Origin of the sequence: Desulfomarina profundi (assembly GCF_019703855.1) — a bacterium.
Lineage (GTDB): Bacteria > Desulfobacterota > Desulfobulbia > Desulfobulbales > Desulfocapsaceae > Desulfomarina > Desulfomarina profundi.
The window spans coordinates 3,600,971-3,620,641 of the sequence record NZ_AP024086.1 but is presented as its reverse complement, the minus strand read 5'-3'; the positions used below and the strand labels follow the sequence as shown (position 1 = coordinate 3,620,641).

Genomic DNA, 19,671 nt, shown 5'->3' with positions numbered 1-19,671 from the left:
ATACGTTATGCTGTCTTTGCAGGGGTGATCCTGTTGCCGAGGAAAAAAGGGAAAAAAGTACTATAAATACAAATGGGTATACTACTGAAAATCTATATGGAACAAAGGGTGCCATGGGGTTCCTTCTCTTCTGCAAAAATCACATATATTCTCGCTGGATCAGCCAGTTATCATCTTTCCTGATCAGGTGCAGTGTTTTTCTGCCGGAGGTTTTGTATTGGTCAGAAATATAGGATTGATCAAATGTTGCAATCGCACCGCTCTCTGTCAATTTTATTTTAATATTATTAATAGTTACGTTGATAAATGCATATTTCCTGTTCAGCCGGTTTTTTTTCTTCCGCCATTTTTCCAGGTCGAGTCTGCCACTGCGAAAAGAGGGGCTGTAACAGTTGATATATGAAGATAGGTTTTTACGGCTCCAGGCTGTTCTCCAGTGTTCTATGAAATTAAGGATTTCTTCCTTTTCGTCAGGTTTCACGACTTCAGCTTGCGGGAAGGTTTTTGTCGCAAGGTTCGTTTTTCCGGGATGGACTGCCAGGATTGCAGGAATACCATTTTGGAACTGGGTGGAATACAATATCCGCCATTTCTTTGAGAGTCCACGTCTGAGATACATTTTTTTTCTGTTTTTATAGCGTATCCGGTCGCCGTCAAAGGTGAGGTAGTCCAAGGTTGCAACCGCACTATCACCTTTATGAAAAAAAATCAGAGTTTTGATCAGATTTCTATCAATGCCTGCAATGTCCGGGGAAAACTGCTTTAAAAGGTCAGTCAGGCGATTGTCATGGGCTGTCAAGGAAACAGTCCGGTCGTTGATTGGTGTGTCCAATGTGTTCACTATGATAACGGGAATGGTATCAATGGTGAGATAGGGTGCGAGAATATCAAGATCATCATTGTTGAGGGTTATACAGCCGTTTGTGCTGAAGGGAAGAAGTTGTCGGTTTGTCCCGTGTATATAGATTCCATCACCGTTGTGGCCTGCATTTTTATCAAAAATATTCGGGTAATCGAGATGGAACGCACGACTGCCGAATACTGTGATTTTTTTGTCTTCATAGTACCTGGTGATAAAATAGACTCCTTCAGGAGTGCGGGAATCACCGCTGATCAGTTTTGTTCCCGGGTTTTCTCCTGTGGCACAGATAAACCTGTTCAGAAGCTTGAGTGTCTTCTCCTGGCTGAACAGTAACAGCCGCTGAGAGGATTTCTCCACGACTATGAAATGGATCGGTTGGCCGGAACTGTATAAAAAAAGGCTAAAAGTATCAGTTTTTCCAGGGGATACAGAAGCTGTACACGAAGATGTATGCAGGACTGTGTTAAGAAGAATGGCAATCGAAAAAAGAATGGAAATTACTCTGGTCATCGTTTTAATACCTGATTCCCGCAATCATCCGATTTTCCTGCTGTTTCTGGTGACAACGTGTTTGAATCAGATGAGTTATCGATAGTTTTGTTTGCACTTTGCTGAACATCTTTCAAATTAAGCAACTCTTCCGCATCTTCTTCCGCCTCCATCATTATCAACATTTGAACATAGCCTGTACTATCATTTTTCCTGGCATTGTTATCGGATGCTGACGTTATGTCTGTCTGCAGAGAAAAGGCGAGCAGGCATAAAACAAATGCAAGGCTTTTCATTTTCGGGCCTTTTGTCGTTTTGCGTATTATCCGGACAATTATGGATTCAGGTAATTGTAAAAAAATATGAAAGAGTACCAAGATAATTTATTCTGCTGCTTTTGGCAAATATTAGTACCTTAGTCCTGAATTTCTGTCATAAAAAAACAAGAAATCAGGGAATGTGTTTTGAAATTAAATGGTTAGGTTTATTTTCAAGGCACTTTACCCCCTTGTGGGGTGCTAGAGATATTTTTCCTGGTATGATAAACTGTCAGAGATAAAAAACAGGCCCTTGTTGGTACACTACGTAATGAGTGCCCGTGGTTGGTTGCAGCTCAATCTTTGACAAAAGTTCTGGAGAATCAGGCCGAGAAATAATGAGGATGAAAAAGCCATCAACACGCAATAGGCTGCTCTTTCTGATAGCGGCAATACTGTTCAGTTCCTTCGTTGGCATCAGTTCCGTCAACTATATGATAACCAGGGCATCTGTCCGTACGGAAATTCTGCAGAACGACCTTCCCCTGACCATGGATAATATCTACTCTGAGTTGACCTCGGAAATGATGCGTCCCCTGCTGGTTTCGTCCTCCATGGCCACCGACCATTTTTTAAAGAACTGGGTCAGTGAGGGAGAACAGGATGTCGATAAGGTATTAATGTATCTCAATGGAATTAAAGAAAAATATGATTTTTTCACCACATTCTTTGTTTCTGCACATACCGGAATATACTACCGGTACAACGGTATTCATAAAACTGTTTCGCCAATGGATTCCCACGATGTCTGGTATTATGATTTTACAGCCCAGAACCAGGAATATGATATTGAGGTTGATACTGACGAAGCGGCGGGTAATATCCTGACGATTTTCATAAATTATAAAGTGTTCGATTCTGAAGGAAAACTCCTGGGAGTAACTGGTGTCGGCCTGAAAGTTGACCATGTCTCCGAACTCATTGCTGCGTATAAACAGAAGTACCAGAGGGTTGTTTACCTGACTGACCGTGAGGGAAAGATCATGGTGCATCCGGAAAAAAAATATATTGAAAAGGTGTCTATTGGCGATATGGAGGGAATCGGGAAGATAACGGAAAAAATACTTGAAACAGGAAACGACCCCAGAAATTTTGAGTTTGAAAGAGACCACAGAACTGTATTTCTCACCGCCCGGTTTATCAGTTCATTTTCCTGGTTTCTTCTGGTTGAACAGGATGAGGGAAAAGTTCTGTCTACAGCTCGTCGGAATTTTATTCGTAGTATTTTCTTTGGGCTGGTGGCTTCTTTTTTTGTTGTTTTGATAACTCTTGGTGCGATAAATCGATACCAGGAAGAGTTGGAAACGCTTGCAGTAACAGATGAATTGACCGGTGTAGCTAATAGAAGGTCCCTTGAGAAAGAATTTGAAAATAAGGTGTATTCGTATTCCCGCAGTAAAAAACCGTTCAGCCTTATTTTGATGGATCTGGACAATTTCAAAAATGTTAATGATACTAACGGGCACTTGGCAGGAGACAATGTCCTGAGAAATGTTGCCCAACTCATCAAGGAGAATATCCGTCCAACCGATACCCTGGCCAGATGGGGAGGGGACGAATTTGCTGTTCTCTGCTGTCAGGAAACGGACGGAATTCTGAAAATGGCAGAGAGAATACGGCAGGCGATCAGAATGGCAGATCTGGGGGGAAGGGCAGTAAACTTGATGATCCTGAAAATCTTATTACCGTGAGTTGTGGAGTTACTTCTTTTCACGAGGGAGATGACCTGGATGCAATGCTTTACAGGGCTGACAGGGCGTTGTACAGGTGCAAGGAGAGAGGAGGAAACTGCCTGGAAACTGAATTTTATACACAGGGATAATTTTTTTCCTTTGGTTAACTTGCAAAACTGCATGTTATTCTTATCATTGAACCTGTTATGGTTAGAGTAATAATTTCATCTCTCGCAGCGCTGCTGACCGGAATTCAGGCTCTTCTTATATTTTTTGGCAGCAAAGGTATCTGTTTGAATGACGGTTGTGCCGTGGTGGACAGTTTTACACGGGTGTCGCCATTCTATTTTAATCTTGCCGGTTGTTTTTATTTTCTGTTTCTGTCCTGGTGTTTCCTCCAGGTGCGAAAGAAAAAGGAATTGTTCCGGGTTCTTGCAGGTTTAGTACTCTTTGGAGGTATAGCCGCCGAGGGTGTCCTTATTTTTTTTCAGTATGTGGTTCTTTCCACTTTCTGTTCTTATTGTCTTATTGTCTGTTCGGCCATTATCTTGTTGACTGTTTTGAGTGGATTGAAGCAGGTTGCTGGAGGGGCTGTTCTCTTCTTTTCTGTCTTTCTTGCCCTGTCTTCTCTTGATTTCAAGGCGTCTGCAGGGGGAAATGTGTCTCTTGGCAGGGGAAGTTATGCGCAGATTCCAGGAGAAAAAGATAAACCTTCCCTGTATCTCTTTTTTTCTGAAACATGTCCCCATTGTGAGAATGTGATCGCTGTCATGGATGAAAAACGCAGTTGTACTATACGCTTTAACCCCATTGACAAAGTGAAGGATTTTTCCTTTTCCGGCAGCAGCCGGTTGCCGGAGTATGACCCTCTGGTTAACGTCAGTTTTCTCAAAAAGTTAGATCTTACCGAAATTCCGGTTCTCGTTGTTCAGGGACGGGAGAAAATTCAGATTTTTAAGGGTGAGAGCAGAATTATTCGTTACCTCCGGGAAAATTGTGGGAGTGAAGTTGAGTATGGCGGGACTGTTTCCGGGACAGAGGATGGAGGATACAGTTACCTGCCTTTTCTGCAGAAGGAGGAAGGGTGTTCAGTCGCTGAAGATTGTGATGGGGAAAGTGGTGAACAAGAGAAGTGATGACCGGGAGCAATGAGGGTAAGGTAAATGAAAACAGATAGTTGCAAATCCTGTGACCAGTTACCAAGGAGAAGCAAGAACCGGGTATTATTCCCCCAGGAGATCGGCCAGTTCCTCTTTGGTCAGCATTGAGCGAGGCGACGGATTCCTGCGGTCATGGAGAGTTCGCTGGTCTTTTCCTTTGCGTCTGTCGACACCCAGGCGTGCGTTTGTCAGAGAGCGCATCCAGGTGCGAAGAGTTTTTTTTGGTTTCCGCCGGTTTTCCCTGATGTCACACCTTCTTTCCATACTTTTTCGGCGATCATGGTCATCTCGTCTGCGATTTTTTTTCCGCCGTTCTGTTCCATCCCATGCGGAGTTGGCTGGTTCACTCATTGAGCAGATTCCCATTTCCTGAATTCGCGAACATTTACCTGAAAATTTCTACCGTAACAATAAAATACACTAACCCTTCGATTATGTGAACAGTTTTGTTTTTCGGGGAAATTCATACCTAAATCCTGCAATTGGCAAGTTTATCGGAGATGCGAGGCATCAAGGGTGCAGACGTATTTTACCATACTTCAACCCCTTGATAACGAAGCAGATTTGGTAAAATTGCCAATCCCGTAGGGCGAGGGAATAAAGAAAAAAACAATCTTACTCGGATAGCGAGTAGTACAGCCCTTACTGAGACATGATAATTAACTGTTTATACAGTATAAATATTTTTTCTTTATTCCCGAAGTGCAGGATTTAGTGCCTTAGTCCTGAATTTCTGTCATAAAAAACGAGAAACCGGGGAAGGTGTTTTGAAATTAAATGGTTAGGTTTATTTCCAAGGCACTTATACCCTCTTGTGGGGTGTTAGGTTATATTGTGTTATCCTCCTCACACAGGGCCTTGTGCAGGGCCCGCTGTGCCGGGATGAAATGTTTCCGGTTGATGGTAAACTGCATATTTGTCTGCCTTGATGTCTGGGAGACTGTCAGAATGTTGATATTGGCGTCTGCGAGTGACCTGGTTGCTTTTGAAAGAATTCCGGGTTTGGCGATATTTGAACCGATGGCACAGACTATGGCCACATTCTGGGTAGTAACAAGTTCGAACCGCTCCTGCATGTCTTTTACCAGCTGAGGGGTGCAGTCCTTTTCATAGATGATCATACCGATGGTGTTGGCATTGGTGGCCTTGTTGATATAACTGACATTATGTTTTTCCAGCACCTGCATGATTTTCATATCGAACCCGACTTCACCAACCATATGGGTATCGTGGATTTCAAGGCAGGTGACAATATTTGAGCCGGTGATAACTTCGGTTTTTGACTTGGGACAGATATAATCCTTGGTCATCAGTGTACCGCTGTGGCTCGGATCAAAGGCATTCATGACCCGAATGGAGATCCCTGCTGTTTCCAGTGGTTTGGAAGCTTTCGGGTGAATTGCCTCCATTCCGACATCGGCCAGCTGGTCTGCAACATCAAAGTTGGTATTGCAGATCGGATGGACTTTGTCCTCACCGATAATGGCAGGATCTCCACTGCAGAGGTGGTATTCCTTGTGGATGATTGCCTCTCCGGCACCCAGCAGTACGGCGATTTTGGAGAAGGTAACCTCTGAATACCCTCTGTCAAACTCTCTCATGATACCTTCCGTTCCCTTGGTGTACCCTGTTGCTACACAGATGGTGCTGCTCGGGTCGAGTTCTGCAAATGTATAACGGATCCGTTCATCAATGGTTCGTTCCCTGCTGTCCTTCCAGCCGCTCAGGTCAACGAAGGTGGCGTTGTACCCCAGGTTCTGGAGGATGTTTGCTGTATTGAAGGCACTGTGCATTTCACCGATGGAGGTCAGGAGTTCCCTTGCGGCCAGTAACAGTTCGTTGCGGTTGACGTAACCGGAGGCAAGCACATTGTTCATCGATTTCAGAATATTGAGTGCAAATCGTATCCGTTCACAGATGAAGGAGTCGGCAGCTTCTATATCCAGGCCGGTGGTGGCAAATTTACGGTTCAGCTCACAGAGCCTTTCCTTTAACCGGTTCATTGCCGTTTCACATTCTTTTCCTTGTTCAAATATCTGGTAAATACCTGGAGTTCCGGTTTTTTTATGCTCCAAGAGTTCGTTGGTGATACCAGCATAGGCAGAAACGACATATATTCTGTTATAAATGTCGTTTTTGTCTTTCAATATGACGTTTTGGAGAACCTCATTGAAGCGGGACATTGTGGTGCCCCCTATTTTTTCGACTCGAAGTGTATTCATGGTATCACCGGGTAAGCAGACTGGCCTCATAAAGCAGGAATATTTCCAGGACGGCTGAGTTTCATGGGTAATCAGGAATTATTAGTTTTTTAAAACTTGCTGAAACCCGCGTATCCTATCGCAATGGTAAATCTCGTGCAACTGATTTCTTGGGTAAACAATTATCCGACACCATCCGATATAGAGAGAGCATTCTTTTTTCTGTGTTCAAGGATGAGCGCAGAACGATACATTCCACTTTTCTGCCAAGGAGGGCCGTCATGAAAATTGCCACTTCAGCAATACAGTTTTTTTCCGAACAAACCTTAACAGAACAGTATAAAAAACAGGAATCCCTGGTAGCCTGGAAGGATGATTCCGGTTGGGAGGCCCGTCGCCCCGGGGGAGGGAAGAAGAATCAATTCCACGGCTTGGGACGTGGAAAGGAAGATAGAGTATCCCTGGCGGACAAAGGTGTAAAAAGACGTCATGTCAATCCGCTTGATGGGAAAATGACGGAAGAGGAGAAAATGGAATCGGATCTCAATATCCGCCTGCTGAAATCTCTTGTTGAGCGCCTTACAGGGAGAAAATTCGATCTGGTGAATCCGGTTCCGGACAATGAACCGGTAGTTGAGAAAGGTGATGGGGTTGTACAGATGGAAGAGGGGAGTGGAGGTTACGGATTGATTTACGATAATCATGAATCTCATTATGAATATGAATCCATGGATTTTCAGGCGAATGGTATTATCAAAACAGAAGACGGCATGGAAATAGATTTTTCAGTGTCACTTTCGATGAGCCGTGAGTTTTACAGCGAGCAGAATATTCAAGTTCGGGCTGGAGACGCTCTGAAGGATCCTCTGGTGATCAATTTTTCAGGAACAGGCAGTCAACTTGGCCAGCGAAATTTTCATTTTGATATCGATGCAGATGGGACCCGTGAGCAGATAGCTTTTGTCGATCCGGGGAGTGGTTTTCTCGCCCTTGATAAAAATGAAAACGGGGAGATTGATGATGGAAATGAATTGTTTGGAGCACGGACCGGTAACGGATTTCAGGAATTGGCCCTCTATGATACGGATGGTAATGACTGGATTGACGAAAACGATGCTATTTATGATAAGCTTCGCATCTGGAGTCGAGGCCCCGACGGAACAACCAGCCTTGTTGCCCTTGGCAAGGCGGGAGTCGGGGCAATTTACCTGGGCAGTATTGCCAGCCCGTTCTTGGTGAAGGATAGTGAAAATGAACTCCTTGGGCAGGTTCGCTCCACCGGTATTGCCTTGATGGAAAATGGTCGTGCTGTTACCATGCAGCAGGTGGATCTGGTAGCCTGAGTTCTCTGGAGCTGTTTCACTTAATCGGGTTAAGATTTGTCCTCCAGGGTGATGATGACATCGGCAACAGTTGTTCCCTCTCCTTCGGCATGAACAAAGAGCGGATTGATATCCAGCTCTTTGATAACGGGATGATGGGTTACCATGGCCCTGAGCGAGACCAGATGTTTTTCCAGCATTTCGATGTCGGCCGGTGGCTGGCCCCTGAAACCGGTAAGAATCGGGTAGCCTTTGATTCGTTTGATCATGCGTCGGGCAACGTTGCGGCCCAGGGGAGCCAGGCTGAACACCACATCCTTGTATATTTCCACAAAGACTCCTCCCAGGCCGAACATGACGGCGTGTCCAAACATGGGCGCCTTGCTGACACCCAGGATCACTTCAGTACCGGATGGAGCCATCTGCTGAACCAGAACACCATCAAGTTCGGCAGCTGGATCATAGGCGGCCGCGTCCGCCATGATTTCGGTAAAGGCTTCCCTGGCCTCTTCCGCGGTTTCCAGACCCACCTTGACACCGTTTGCTTCCGATTTATGCAGGATCTGGGAGGAGACGATTTTCATGACCACGGGAAAACCGATTGTTTCAGCCAGGTCAGCCGCTTCGTCCCTGCTGGTTGCCAGTTCCATCTTCAGAGTATTGAAACCATAACATTGCAGAATTCTGCTGCCGTCAAGTTCACCAAGGATGTATTGCTCTTTTTCAAGACAGGAATTAATGATTTCTTCTGCTTTTTTGCTGTCATATTGTATGTCATACTGGGGCAGGGTTCTCCTGGAGAGCCATTTTGTTCCCTGGTAGAGTGCGCCCATTGCCCTGGCGGCACTTTCGGGGAAGTGGTAGACCGGCAGGTGATTTTTCTGCAGTAGTTTGACCCCATCTGAGACATCAACGATTCCCATGAAACAGCAGATAATCGGTTTGACCGAATTCCTGGCGATATTGACAATGGCTTCGGCCGTGCCCACGGCATCTGTCATGGACTGGGGTGTCAGAATGAGCAGTACCCCATCAACTCCGGGGTCGCTTATTACGGTAGCCAGGGTGTTTTCATACCTGTCCCTTGCAGCGTCACCGATCACGTCCACCGGGTTATGAAAATTGGCAGTTGGCGGCAGGTACCTGTGCAGTTCCCTGATGGTTTCATCGGTGAATTGTGCCAGTTTCAAGCCGGAGTTTTCACTCATGTCAGTTGCGATAATTCCGGGGCCTCCCGCGTTGGTGACAATGGCGATTTTGTCACCTCGAAGTGCCTTTTTTGAAGCAAAGACCTGGGCATAGTCAAAGAGTTCATTCACTGTTTGGCAGCGGATAATTCCCGCCTGGGCAAGAATAGCATCATAGATGGCATCGGGTCCGGCAAGAGATCCGGTATGGGATGCTGCTGCCAGCGCACCGGCGTCCGAGGTTCCTGATTTGATGGCGAGAACATGGGTAGGGTTGGCACCGGAGGTGATCTCACGAACCTCCCGGATAAACTGCTCCGGGTCCCTGGCCAGTTCTTCCATATAGATCATGACCACATCTGTATCCGGATCCTTATGGTAATAACGGAGGAGATCAAGCTCGTCCACATCGGCCTTGTTACCGATGGAGATAAATTTGGAAAATCCGAATCCCTTGTCGGCTGCAAAATCGAGTACTGCTGTACAGAGCGCGCCGCTCTGGGATATAAAGGAGATATTTCCGGATTCCGGCATTCTGTTTGAAAAGCTGGCGTTCAGAGAGACTTCGGCAGACGGGTTGATGACTCCAAGACAGTTGGGCCCGACTATTCTGATATTGGCCTGTTGGCACATCTGATGGATTTTCTGTTCAATAATCAGACCTTCTCCGCCTACCTCTTTAAAGCCCGCTGAGACAATGACAACACCTTTGATTCCCCTGGCAATGCAGTCTTCAACAGCTTGCAGGGCGAGTTTCGGGGGGAGGATGATCATGGCCAGGTCTATGGGATCGGGAATGTTGGCAATCGATGTGTAACATTTAACGCTGAGAATCGATTTAGCCTTCGGGTTGACGGGGTACAGGGTCCCCTTGTATCCGCCGAAAAGGATATTGGCAAAAATATCGTGACCGACCTTGCCTTTCTTTGTTGAGGCGCCGATTACCGCAACCGATTCCGGTGCGAAGATGGCATCAAGCTTGTCCATTGATTCTCCTTTTCTGCTTAATTTGAATGATGGTATCGATCTATTATTAATGATACGCCAGGAGCCACTCTTTTCAAGAAAATCTTTACAATTCCGGGAGAATTGTTTGGCCTGGCAGCCCAGTTTCATGGTAAAAACAGATTTTGCGGAGAAAACTCCGCATCAAACCCGAAACTTTACCGGTATGATGAACTTGGATTATTCCAAACTGAAAATATCGTTATTCTTCCTTCTGGCAACCATTGCCTTTGGTACAGTCGGTTATGTCATGGTTGAGGATATGCCGTTTTTCGAGGCATTCTATATGACCCTGATTACCATCAGTACTGTCGGTTTTTCAGAGGTGAGACCTCTTTCTCCCATGGGCAGGGGAATCACCATTATCATTATAGTCTGTGGAATCAGCTTACTTACCTATACCCTTGGTCAGGTAGCCAGGATCTTTGTTGAAGGTGAACTGCGAAAAATTCTGGGGAGAAGAAAATTGGAAAAGCAGATTGCGGCACTGAAGGATCACTATATTGTCTGCGGATATGGAAGGATCGGTTCCATAATAGTACAGGAACTGAAACTGGCTGGAATACCCCTTGTAGTCATCGAACAGAACCCGGAGCAGATTGAGGTGCTTGAGGCGGAGGATATTCTTTACCTGAATCTGGACGCCACTTCGGATGAGGCCCTTGTCGAAGCTGGCCTTGACAAGGCCAGGGGGCTGGTCACCGCAGTCAGTTCTGATGCAGATAATGTTTTTATTGCCCTGTCGGCAAAAGGTATGCGCTCGGATATTTTTATTCTTGCCAGGGCATCCGATGTCAGTAATGAGAACAAGCTTCTGCGGGCCGGGGCCTCCAGGGTAGTCTGTCCCTATCAGATCGGTGGAGAAAGGATGGCCGGAATTCTTCAGAAACCTACAGTGATAGATTTTCTTGACCAGACACTGATGAACAACGAACTGGGGTTGAAAATGGAAGAAGCTGTTGTTGCCCGGGATTCGTCCATTGCCGGAAAGACGGTACTGAACAGTAAGCTCAGGCAGGATTTCGGAGTGATCATAGTGGCCATAAAAAAACTGTCCGGTGAGATGATATTCAATCCCGGTCCCGACGAACAGTTTGATTCCGGTGATGTCATCGTTGTGATCGGTAAAAGGGAGGAAGTAAGGAGAATGGCAAAGGCTATCGGCTAGATAGTGCCTGTTCATAAATAGTCTTTTCCGGGCAGGTACAGGATAAGGAAATCCTATACTCTACCTGCCGATACCTCTTTTTATTACAATGCAGGGGATGTTTTCTGTGTGCAGTTCTGCACACTGTTCTGTTGCTCCATTGATTGTGTAAAAACTGCCGACAAAGAGGAAATACGGGCCTGTTTCCGATTGTATACTGTAAGGATAACAGAAGGTTTTAAGTTTGTTTTTCATATCCTCAAGTGGTTGTGTTTTGTCAAAGAGGCTGACCAGTGCTGTGTATTTTGTCGGTTTTATGGGTTTGCCTGTTATATTATGTTCTTCAAGGTAGGTTGTGGCCGCAGCTGTTGTAGGGAAAAAACCTGTAAATAGTCTGTATTTGATTCCTTTTTTTCCCAGGTTGACTTTTACCCAGTAGGGGGAGAGTCCTTTTTCCCTGTATGTGGTGACTGCGGCAACAACAGTATTTTTTTCATCAAATGTATCCAGGAGAACTGAGTAGGGATAAAGCCCCGGGAGTATGTTGGTATATTCAGCCCCGGATCCGGTGGAGTCTGGTTTTCGGTTTGTTGTGGTTTCGATGGTACAGCTGTTGCCTGCAGTTTGTCAGGTGTTGTTGCGGCAGGTTCTTCCGGTTTTACGGGAATATCGCTGACTGGTTTGTCCAGAGTGATTATTCTTTTTGATTTTTTTTCTTTTTTCGTGGAAAACTCGGGTTTGACCAGAGCAACTTCTTTTTTCTCTGCCTGGGAAGAAAAGGTTGCTTTTTCAGGTATATGTGCAGGGATGGCATCCGTTTCCCTTGAAGGTTCAGCAGAAGATTGCAGGTAGGGAGCAAGGTCTACTGTCGCAAGAATAGTGATCGCCAGACACAAGAGAAGAAAAAAGGTGATTAATAGTTTTTTCATTTTTCGGAGAACAGTGTTGAAGGTTAAGGCTGACAGAATTGATTTACTACCAATTGTTGGAGCAAATATCAATAGAAGGAAGAAAACAGGGCTTTTTTCAGGCTTTTGATGTTGGCAGTACGTTGTGAATACAGGTTGAATTTATCGTGGTCTGTTTTTATGCTTAGATGGTGCCTGTCCATAAATGGCCTTTTTGCCCGATTTCTGCGTGCTACGAAAAATAAAAATACTCACATATGCCTAATATGATGCGCTTTTTATTATTCTATGCTCCTCGGAGTCTACGCTTACCTGAACTCGAACAAAAAATCTCATTTCTGGACAGACATTAGATGAATTTAGGAATTTTCATTACCTTATACTCGTGAATCATAAGCGGCGAACCGTATGATTTCTGTACTGTTGGCTGTTATGGATAACGGAAATAAGATTAACCTGTCTATATAAATTTTTAAAAAATTCGGAGGCAATATGTGGCAAAACATAGAAGCGGCACCGGCTGATTCCATTCTCGGACTGACGGATGCTTTCAAAAAGGACGGAAATCCGGAAAAAGTGAATCTCGGTGTTGGAGTCTACAAGGATGATGAAGGAAATACTCCTGTTCTTTCCTGTGTGAAAGAGGCTGAAAAAATATTGCTGGCATCAGAAAAAACAAAAAGTTATCTGCCAATTCCCGGTGATCCCGGATATGGAAAAAATGTCCAGAAGCTTCTTTTTGGCGAGGAAAATGAAGTGATAAATTCCGGTCGTGCGGTTACCGCTCATGCCCCCGGGGGAACTGGAGCTCTGCGTGTTGGCGGCGATCTCCTGAAAAAGTTTTATCCGGATGCAAAGGTTTGGTTGAGTTCTCCCACATGGGCAAATCACAATGCAGTCTTTTCTGCCGCCGGTTTTGAACTTGAGCAGTATGCGTATTATGATGCGGAAAACAGACAACTTGATTTTGACGGAATGACAGCCAGTCTGGAAAATATTCCCGGCGGAGATGTCGTTCTCCTGCACACCTGTTGCCATAATCCCAGCGGAGTTGACCCTGACAGGGAGCAATGGCGCAGGATTGCGGCAATAAGCAATGAAAAGGGCTGGATACCGTTTCTTGATTTTGCCTACCAGGGATTCGGGGAGAGTGTTGAAGCGGACCGCTTTGCAGTTGAACAGTTTGCAGCCCTTGGTGGGGACTTTTTGGTAGCCAGTTCATTTTCTAAAAATTTCGGCCTGTATAACGAGCGGACCGGGGCTCTGACACTGATCTGTCCAACGCAAAAAGAAGCTGCTGTTGCTTTCAGTCATTTGAAAACCACTATTCGTGTTCTCTACTCAAATCCTCCTGCACATGGAGGGCTTGTTGCCGCAACGATTCTTGATCGTCCCGAACTTTATTCCCTGTGGATTGAGGAACTTGGCGGCATGAGGGAACGGATCAGGGATATGCGCAGGGCCCTGGTTGAGGGACTGGTGGCAAGAGGTGTCGAGGGTGACTTTTCCTATATCGCCCGGCAGCGGGGTATGTTTTCCTTCAGTGGTTTGTCAGCGGAGGTGGTGGACTGGTTGAGAGAAAATAAAAGTATCTATGTAGTGGGCGGGGGACGGATTAATCTGGCTGGACTGACCTCAAAAAATATCGGATATGTCTGTGATGCGATAGCAGAAGCCTTGCAGCGGTAAAAAGGTGGCTGGGCGGTTTTAAGACCCTGTATTTTCCGCTTTATCGGAAAAGATACGTGTTACAGAACTTTTTTTGAGATTGTTTTCAGTTTCACGCCAGTGCTTTATTTGTTTGTAAAAGGTTATCATAAAAGAAAATCTTTAAAAAAATAAAACTGGACCGATTATTGCTTGATGTTTAAAAAAGATTTTTTGGTATACTTCAAGACAAATGGAGAAAAACATGAAAAAACAACTGATTGCTGCCTTAGCTTTGACTGTCTCAACGGCTTTGGGAGCCGGAATGGCTTCTGCTACGACATTGACTTATGAAGATAATTGGGTGAACTGGCCTGGTTATACTTCACCTATTGCCGGTGATGAGTGGGGCACCCCAAGATTGATCATATGGATGTTACATATAATGATATCGGCAACTATCTTGAATCAGTAACAATTGTTCTGCACGATAGTACTTATCGTCAGGCATTTGATTCTCTTTTTATCTCGACAGATGGTGCGTGGGACAGCTGGGATTATTTTGTCCATGATGGTGGTGAGCGTAATAGTGTTTCTACAGGGAATGTACCTGATGATGGTTTATATAGTGTGGCTGATAATTACACATACACGTTTGCAACTACTAACAGAACAGGTAACCCCAATGGTATTAACGACGACGGTTCGTTGACTCTTTTGAACGGTTCTTTTGGGGCAACTCAATCCGGCTATAATATTACTTATGATTTTTCGAATTTTAATATAATTCTTGACCCGGACAGTTTTTTTGTCGCCTATGCTCCATGGTGTGATAATGATGTCATTGGTGGGGGAACGGCTCCGGTACCTGAACCGGCCACCATGCTGCTGTTCGGTGCAGGCCTTGTCGGCCTTGCCGGTTTTGGCAGAAGGAAAAAATAGTCGGCTGTCAAACGATAAAAACGGGTTCTCTTTGCAGAAAGCAAGGAGACTCTGAAAGAGGCAACACCCCAGGGCGCAGGGTGCTGCCTCTTTTTTTGTCTGTGGCTGCCTCTGTTTTTTTCAAAAGGATTTCATCATCATGCTTGCCAAAATAGGCTAATCTGCATACTATCCCGTCTGGAGGGGATTTTCCTTATTCCTGAAGCTGTTACAACTTCAGGATAAACCAACTGACTCATTCATGCCTTTTGGGTATTTATACCCTTTGGGTGCAACGAACAATGAAAATTTCCCGTTATTATTGATTACGGGCCACCTTGAAAAATTGCTTTTTCGCCCAATCTCTGCGTCACAGGAAAATGAAAAATGCTCATATAGCCCAACATGGAGCACTTTTTAATTTCCCTGTTCCTTGACCTCAAACGAAAATTCTTGTTTTTCAAGACACCCTACGGAAAAAAGGAGGATATTCCATGAAAATGCTTGTTCTGCTCGGAAGTCCCAGAAAAAACGGAAACAGTGAAACAATTGCAAAAACAGTGGCTTCCGTTTTTGAAGAAAATGGCGGCTCGGTGGAATATGTTCGACTCAATGACCTGTCTCTACGCCCTTGTCAGGGTTGTGGAGGGTGTGATAAAAGCGGCATGTGTGTGGTAAAAGATGATATGATCGGACTGTACGAGCTGGTCGATGTGGCAGATTCTATTCTCCTCGTCAGTCCTGTTTATTTTTATGGTCTTTCTGCCCAGTGCAAGATTTTCGGCGACAGAATGCAGGCCAGGTGGGCCAGAAAGTATCTGCTGAAGGAACGATGTCGTGAAGATGAGATGCGAAAAGGCTATCTGCTCTCTACTGCAGCCACCAGGGGAGCGAAGATTTTTGACTGCTCGGTTCTGACCAGCCGTTATATTTTTGATGCCATGGATGTTGAGTATGGCGGTGATTTACTCATCAAGGGTGTGGACAAGAGAAAAGCGGTTCTTGACCATCCGGAAGAGATAAAAAAAGCAGCAGATTTTGGTCGGGAGATTGTGTCGGCCATCAGGGACGGAAGATGATTATCTTTGGTGGCCATGGGCAGATTTGCGATTGCTTTGATCTCGATTTATTTTAATAATCAGTTGATATGAAAAGAGAAAGAGAACGCCTGGTGACGACTCATTTTGATATGGTCATCATCGGAGGAGGTATTCATGGTGCGGTCCTGGCCTTGGAGGCGGCCAGGGCCGGTTACACTGTTGCCCTGCTGGAAAAAGGGGATTTCGGGCACGCCACGTCCGCCAACAGCCTGAAAATTATCCACGGTGGCATCCGTTATCTTCAGCATGGGGATTTTAGAAGGATGCGTGAATCTATTGTCTCCAGAAGGGCAATGATGTCCTTTGCACCCCACTTGGTCAAGCCTCTGGCCTGTCTTATGCCAACTTATGGTCATGGTATCAGGGGCAGGGAAATGATGCGTCTCGCCTTTGGGGTTTATGACCTCGTCGCCTTTGACAGAAATAGAGGCCTGGATGGAAAAAATCACCTTCCCGCCGGGACTTCTCTTTCTGCTGATGAATGCAGGTGGATTATTCCGGGAATAGATGAAAACAATCTCACGGGTGGTGCTGTCTGGTATGATGCCATTGCCGAGAACAGTGAGCGGCTGACCTTCGAATTTGTCAGGGAAAGTGCAAAATATGGCGGATGTGTTGCAAATTACATGGAAGTCCTCTCGTTGGAGAAAAGTGGAAATAGTCTTTGCGGGCTGCGGGTCAGGGATCTTCTCGATAACAGTGAGTTCACCCTGTCCTGTTCCCTGGCGGTCAACGCCAGTGGGCCGCAGATAGGCCTGCTCTCCGGCATGGAATCCGGACTGGTCGGGCAGAAATGGGCCACTGCTATTAATATTGTAGTGAAAAAAAAGCTGTTCAAACGCTATGCCGTGGGGCTTGAAGGGTATACCGATTATGTGGACAGGGATGCTGTGATCAAGCGGGGAAAGCGGCTCTTTTTCTTTGTCCCCTGGCGCGAAGAGTATACAATGATCGGTACAGCCTATAAGCCCTGGACAGGTCCGGCTGATCAGTTTTCTCTCGGAAAAGATGATATTAATGAGGTTCTGGAAGAGATCAACAAGATCTATCCTCCGGGACAGTTGTCCATGGACGATGTGACTTTTTATCATGGCGGGGTTCTGCCTATGAAGGAGGCGGACACCCAAAAACCTGACAGTGTTCAGTTGAATAAATCTTCGGAAGTCCTTTTTCATGAGAAAAACGGTGGCCTGAAAGGACTTATTACCATCAAGGGCGTAAAATACACAACTGCCCCTGATATCGCAGGACGGGTCCTGGCCGGTATTCGCAGGTTGAAGATGCTCCCTGAAAAATCACCGGCAGCGTATGCGGACACCCGAAAAAGCCTCAAGCCCGATTTCGGTCCCCTGATCCGTGAGCTTGGAGAAGAATATTTAGAGCTTCGTTCTCATCTACAGTCTGTTTACGGTCCGGTCTGGCGGGATGTTTTTGCCTTCCTGGTGGAGGGTGGTGGGTTTCGGGATGGTAAGGTTCAGCGGGTGAGTGACAGTCCGCTTCTTCTTGAGGCGGAAGTCCTTTATTTTATTGCTGAAGAGATGGCGAGCAACTTGGCTGACGTGGTGTTCAGGAGGTCATGTCTTGGCTCCGCAGAATGCCCTCCACTACATGTTCTTCAGAACCTTGCCCGGATTATGGGCAGGGTGCTGGGCTGGAGTAAAGAGGAGGAAGCTTCACAGGTCGCGCAGGTGGAGCATTGTTATGTTACATGGAATAAATCATAAAACTGTCATGGAGCCAGAGACAGAAGATGAGAGAGCAGGGAAGATAAACATGTTTCCGGAAACAGCGGATATAGAGACGGCTTCAGCCGACTACGCATCACGGTTCAAAGGTGTCGCCGGTGAATTTTTTCTTGAAAGGCAGAGTGCAATAACTCTGGACCTGCTTGCAAAATTACCTAAGGCAAGAATTCTTGATGTGGGTGGAGGTCACGCACAGCTTGCCGAACCACTTGTTCACCAAGGGTTCGATGTGACGGTAACCGGTAGTGCCGACAGCTGCAGAACGCGTCTTGATCAGCGTCTTGCGCCCGACAGTTTTGAGTATTTTACCTGTGATTCTCTCAACCTGCCCTTTGATGATAACAGTTTTGAGGTGGTCATGGCATTTCGCTATCTTCCCCATGCCGAAAGGTGGCGGGAGCTGATGGCGGAACTGTGCCGGGTGGCACAGCGATGTGTTATTGTTGATTATCCTGATAGAAGAAGTACCAATATTCTCTATGAACAGTTTTTCGGTATGAAAAAGAAGATGGAGGGGAATACACGACCGTTTACCCTCTTTTCCAGGGGTGAGATAGCCGCGGAATTCCGAAAGAATGGTTGTGGCGAAATTGTGTTCAGGCCCGAATTCCTTCTGCCGATGGTTGTTCATCGGAAGGTTAAAAACAGGTTCTTTTCCACCCTTGCAGAGGGGTGTTGCAGGTTGACGGGGGCAACGTATTTTTTTGGTTCTCCTGTTATTGTCCGTGCAGACCTGAAGAAGCAAAGTGGGGGAAATGGTGGTGACAGCTGATACAGTTTTTACGGACAGAAAAATACTGGTCCTTGCCCCCCAACCCTTTTTCCAGGAAAGAGGTACACCCATTGCCGTGAAATTGCTGGTGGAAGAGCTGGCCCGCCTTGGTTTTGATGTTCATCTGCTTGTTTTTCACGAGGGTGAGGACGTGGCCATGGACGGTGTGACTTTGCACAGGATTCCGGCAATTCCAGGAATTAAGAACATTCCTCCTTCCATATCATTCAAAAAAATCATTTGCGACGGAGTGATGTTTTTTTCCATGGTTCGTCTGTTGAAAAAATATGATTTTGACCTGGTTCATGCGGTGGAGGAGTCGGTTTTTCTTGTCAGGGTTGTTTCTCTTTTTTCAGGAATTCCATATGTGTATGATATGGATTCTTCTCTTGTTATCCAGATGGTTGACAAGCTTTCTTTTCTTCGTCCTTTTCGTTCGCTACTCAGGTTTTTTGAAAGAAGTGCGGTCCGGGGCAGTAACGGGGTTATGGCCGTGTGCCGTGAATTGGAGGAGATTGCTCGGGACTATGCCTCTGAAAAGAGAATTGCCAGGCTGGAGGACATCAGTCTGCTGGATGAAAATGCCCATTCGGCTGAACTGCTGTGGGAAAGATACGACATTTCCGGACCAATTATGCTCTACGTGGGGAACCTTGAAGGATACCAGGGAATAGACCTGCTTCTGGAAAGTTTCCAACTGGCCCGGTTGCGGGGATGCCAGGGTAACCTGGTGATTATCGGTGGAACTGAGGAAACGATAGCCAAATACAGGGAAAAGGCACAGGATCTGGAAATCGGAGAAAATACTGTTTTCTGCGGTATGCGGCCGGTGTCCCTTCTTGCCCACTATCTGAGGCAGGCTGATATCCTGCTTTCTCCTCGAATCCAGGGAAACAATACACCCATGAAACTGTATTCCTACCTTGCCTCCGGCAAGGTGGTTCTGGCGACCAGGTTGCCAACTCATACCCAGGTTTTGGATGACGGGTTTGCCTGCCTTGTGGAACCGGTTGCAGAAAGCATGGCTGCGGCTATGGTTACTTTGCTTGAAGACAAGGACCTCCGGGAAAGACTGGGCAAAAAAGGCAGGGAAGTGGCAGAGCAAAACCATTCTATTGGGTCATTTCGGAAAAAATTGAAAGCGTTTTACCAAGGTGTTATTGATGACATGCAATGAATTGAAAATATCCTGCTACGCGAATGTCAGTTTGAGTT

Annotated in this window: 18 protein-coding genes; 11 read left to right on the top strand and 7 right to left on the bottom strand. The window is 45.9% G+C overall.

Annotated features, from left to right (window positions below):
• Positions 1-139 precede the first annotated feature (139 nt).
• Complete coding sequence (locus LO777_RS16645; RefSeq protein WP_228854966.1) at positions 140-1,372, bottom strand: L,D-transpeptidase family protein; 1,233 nt, start codon at positions 1,370-1,372, stop codon at positions 140-142.
• Positions 1,369-1,647, bottom strand: coding sequence for a hypothetical protein (locus tag LO777_RS16640; protein WP_228854965.1), 279 nt, complete (start codon positions 1,645-1,647; stop codon positions 1,369-1,371). The genes LO777_RS16645 and LO777_RS16640 overlap by 4 nt, the downstream gene beginning before the upstream one ends.
• A gap of 365 nt (positions 1,648-2,012) precedes the next feature.
• Between LO777_RS16640 and LO777_RS16635 the strand changes: the two genes are divergently transcribed.
• Positions 2,013-3,359 (top strand): sensor domain-containing diguanylate cyclase, encoded by a 1,347-nt coding sequence (locus LO777_RS16635; RefSeq protein WP_228854964.1) that lies wholly within the window; start codon positions 2,013-2,015, stop codon positions 3,357-3,359.
• Between the two features lie 188 nt (positions 3,360-3,547).
• Entirely contained in the window at positions 3,548-4,477 is a 930-nt protein-coding gene (locus LO777_RS16630) for a hypothetical protein (protein ID WP_228854963.1), read from the top strand.
• Between the two features lie 87 nt (positions 4,478-4,564).
• On the opposite strand, the gene LO777_RS16625 is transcribed toward LO777_RS16630, so the two are convergent.
• Positions 4,565-4,852 carry a hypothetical protein gene (locus tag LO777_RS16625; protein ID WP_228854962.1) on the bottom strand — a complete coding sequence of 96 codons (288 nt, stop codon included), beginning with the start codon at positions 4,850-4,852 and terminating at the stop codon, positions 4,565-4,567.
• A 476-nt stretch (positions 4,853-5,328) separates the two neighbouring features.
• Positions 5,329-6,723: an aspartate kinase gene (locus LO777_RS16620; RefSeq protein WP_228854961.1), complete on the bottom strand. Its 1,395-nt coding sequence runs from the start codon at positions 6,721-6,723 to the stop codon at positions 5,329-5,331.
• Positions 6,724-6,983: 260 nt separating this feature from the next.
• Here LO777_RS16620 and LO777_RS16615 point away from each other — a divergent pair, with 260 nt between their 5' ends.
• Positions 6,984-8,045 (top strand): hypothetical protein, encoded by a 1,062-nt coding sequence (locus LO777_RS16615; protein WP_228854960.1) that lies wholly within the window; start codon positions 6,984-6,986, stop codon positions 8,043-8,045.
• Between the two features lie 29 nt (positions 8,046-8,074).
• On the opposite strand, the gene LO777_RS16610 is transcribed toward LO777_RS16615, so the two are convergent.
• Positions 8,075-10,198, bottom strand: a complete 2,124-nt coding sequence (locus LO777_RS16610; RefSeq protein ID WP_228854959.1) for an acetate--CoA ligase family protein — start codon at positions 10,196-10,198, stop codon at positions 8,075-8,077.
• A 106-nt stretch (positions 10,199-10,304) separates the two neighbouring features.
• Here LO777_RS16610 and LO777_RS16605 point away from each other — a divergent pair, with 106 nt between their 5' ends.
• Positions 10,305-11,384: a potassium channel family protein gene (locus LO777_RS16605; RefSeq protein WP_228854958.1), complete on the top strand. Its 1,080-nt coding sequence runs from the start codon at positions 10,305-10,307 to the stop codon at positions 11,382-11,384.
• A gap of 60 nt (positions 11,385-11,444) precedes the next feature.
• Here LO777_RS16605 and LO777_RS16600 read toward each other — a convergent pair whose 3' ends face one another.
• Both LO777_RS16600 and LO777_RS16595 read right to left on the bottom strand, forming a co-directional pair.
• Positions 11,445-11,618, bottom strand: a complete 174-nt coding sequence (locus LO777_RS16600; protein ID WP_228854957.1) for a hypothetical protein — start codon at positions 11,616-11,618, stop codon at positions 11,445-11,447.
• Between the two features lie 173 nt (positions 11,619-11,791).
• Entirely contained in the window at positions 11,792-12,292 is a 501-nt protein-coding gene (locus tag LO777_RS16595; protein WP_228854956.1) for a hypothetical protein, read from the bottom strand.
• A 471-nt stretch (positions 12,293-12,763) separates the two neighbouring features.
• On the opposite strand from LO777_RS16595, the gene LO777_RS16590 reads away from it, so the two are divergent.
• The 7 genes from LO777_RS16590 (at position 12,764) to LO777_RS16560 (ending at position 19,633) form a co-directional block, all read left to right on the top strand.
• Positions 12,764-13,960 carry an amino acid aminotransferase gene (locus LO777_RS16590; RefSeq protein ID WP_228854955.1) on the top strand — a complete coding sequence of 399 codons (1,197 nt, stop codon included), beginning with the start codon at positions 12,764-12,766 and terminating at the stop codon, positions 13,958-13,960.
• Positions 13,961-14,183: 223 nt separating this feature from the next.
• A complete protein-coding gene (locus LO777_RS16585; RefSeq protein ID WP_228854954.1) occupies positions 14,184-14,393 on the top strand; it encodes a hypothetical protein in 210 nt (69 codons plus the stop codon).
• On the top strand, positions 14,348-14,860 hold the full coding sequence (locus tag LO777_RS16580; RefSeq protein ID WP_228854953.1) for a PEP-CTERM sorting domain-containing protein: 513 nt from the start codon (positions 14,348-14,350) through the stop codon (positions 14,858-14,860). Before LO777_RS16585 ends, LO777_RS16580 begins: the two co-directional genes overlap by 46 nt.
• A 473-nt stretch (positions 14,861-15,333) precedes the next feature.
• A complete protein-coding gene (locus LO777_RS16575; protein ID WP_228854952.1) occupies positions 15,334-15,918 on the top strand; it encodes a flavodoxin family protein in 585 nt (194 codons plus the stop codon).
• A gap of 68 nt (positions 15,919-15,986) precedes the next feature.
• Positions 15,987-17,663 (top strand): glycerol-3-phosphate dehydrogenase/oxidase, encoded by a 1,677-nt coding sequence (locus LO777_RS16570; RefSeq protein WP_228854951.1) that lies wholly within the window; start codon positions 15,987-15,989, stop codon positions 17,661-17,663.
• A complete protein-coding gene (locus LO777_RS16565) occupies positions 17,641-18,456 on the top strand; it encodes a class I SAM-dependent methyltransferase (protein WP_228854950.1) in 816 nt (271 codons plus the stop codon). The genes LO777_RS16570 and LO777_RS16565 overlap by 23 nt, the downstream gene beginning before the upstream one ends.
• A complete protein-coding gene (locus LO777_RS16560; protein WP_228854949.1) occupies positions 18,446-19,633 on the top strand; it encodes a glycosyltransferase family 4 protein in 1,188 nt (395 codons plus the stop codon). Before LO777_RS16565 ends, LO777_RS16560 begins: the two co-directional genes overlap by 11 nt.
• The last annotated feature ends 38 nt before the right edge of the window (positions 19,634-19,671 follow it).

Bases quoted from the DNA above. Each gene is read 5' to 3' on its own strand.
- LO777_RS16645 (WP_228854966.1), bottom strand. From the start codon at position 1,372: ATGACCAGAGTAATTTCCATTCTTTTTTCGATTGCCATTCTTCTTAAC.
- LO777_RS16640 (WP_228854965.1), bottom strand. From the start codon at position 1,647: ATGAAAAGCCTTGCATTTGTTTTATGCCTGCTCGCCTTTTCTCTGCAG.
- LO777_RS16635 (WP_228854964.1), top strand. From the start codon at position 2,013: ATGAAAAAGCCATCAACACGCAATAGGCTGCTCTTTCTGATAGCGGCA.
- LO777_RS16630 (WP_228854963.1), top strand. From the start codon at position 3,548: ATGGTTAGAGTAATAATTTCATCTCTCGCAGCGCTGCTGACCGGAATT.
- LO777_RS16625 (WP_228854962.1), bottom strand. From the start codon at position 4,852: ATGAGTGAACCAGCCAACTCCGCATGGGATGGAACAGAACGGCGGAAA.
- LO777_RS16620 (WP_228854961.1), bottom strand. From the start codon at position 6,723: ATGAATACACTTCGAGTCGAAAAAATAGGGGGCACCACAATGTCCCGC.
- LO777_RS16615 (WP_228854960.1), top strand. From the start codon at position 6,984: ATGAAAATTGCCACTTCAGCAATACAGTTTTTTTCCGAACAAACCTTA.
- LO777_RS16610 (WP_228854959.1), bottom strand. From the start codon at position 10,198: ATGGACAAGCTTGATGCCATCTTCGCACCGGAATCGGTTGCGGTAATC.
- LO777_RS16600 (WP_228854957.1), bottom strand. From the start codon at position 11,618: ATGAAAAACAAACTTAAAACCTTCTGTTATCCTTACAGTATACAATCG.
- LO777_RS16595 (WP_228854956.1), bottom strand. From the start codon at position 12,292: ATGAAAAAACTATTAATCACCTTTTTTCTTCTCTTGTGTCTGGCGATC.
- LO777_RS16590 (WP_228854955.1), top strand. From the start codon at position 12,764: ATGTGGCAAAACATAGAAGCGGCACCGGCTGATTCCATTCTCGGACTG.
- LO777_RS16585 (WP_228854954.1), top strand. From the start codon at position 14,184: ATGAAAAAACAACTGATTGCTGCCTTAGCTTTGACTGTCTCAACGGCT.
- LO777_RS16580 (WP_228854953.1), top strand. From the start codon at position 14,348: ATGGATGTTACATATAATGATATCGGCAACTATCTTGAATCAGTAACA.
- LO777_RS16575 (WP_228854952.1), top strand. From the start codon at position 15,334: ATGAAAATGCTTGTTCTGCTCGGAAGTCCCAGAAAAAACGGAAACAGT.
- LO777_RS16570 (WP_228854951.1), top strand. From the start codon at position 15,987: ATGAAAAGAGAAAGAGAACGCCTGGTGACGACTCATTTTGATATGGTC.
- LO777_RS16565 (WP_228854950.1), top strand. From the start codon at position 17,641: ATGTTACATGGAATAAATCATAAAACTGTCATGGAGCCAGAGACAGAA.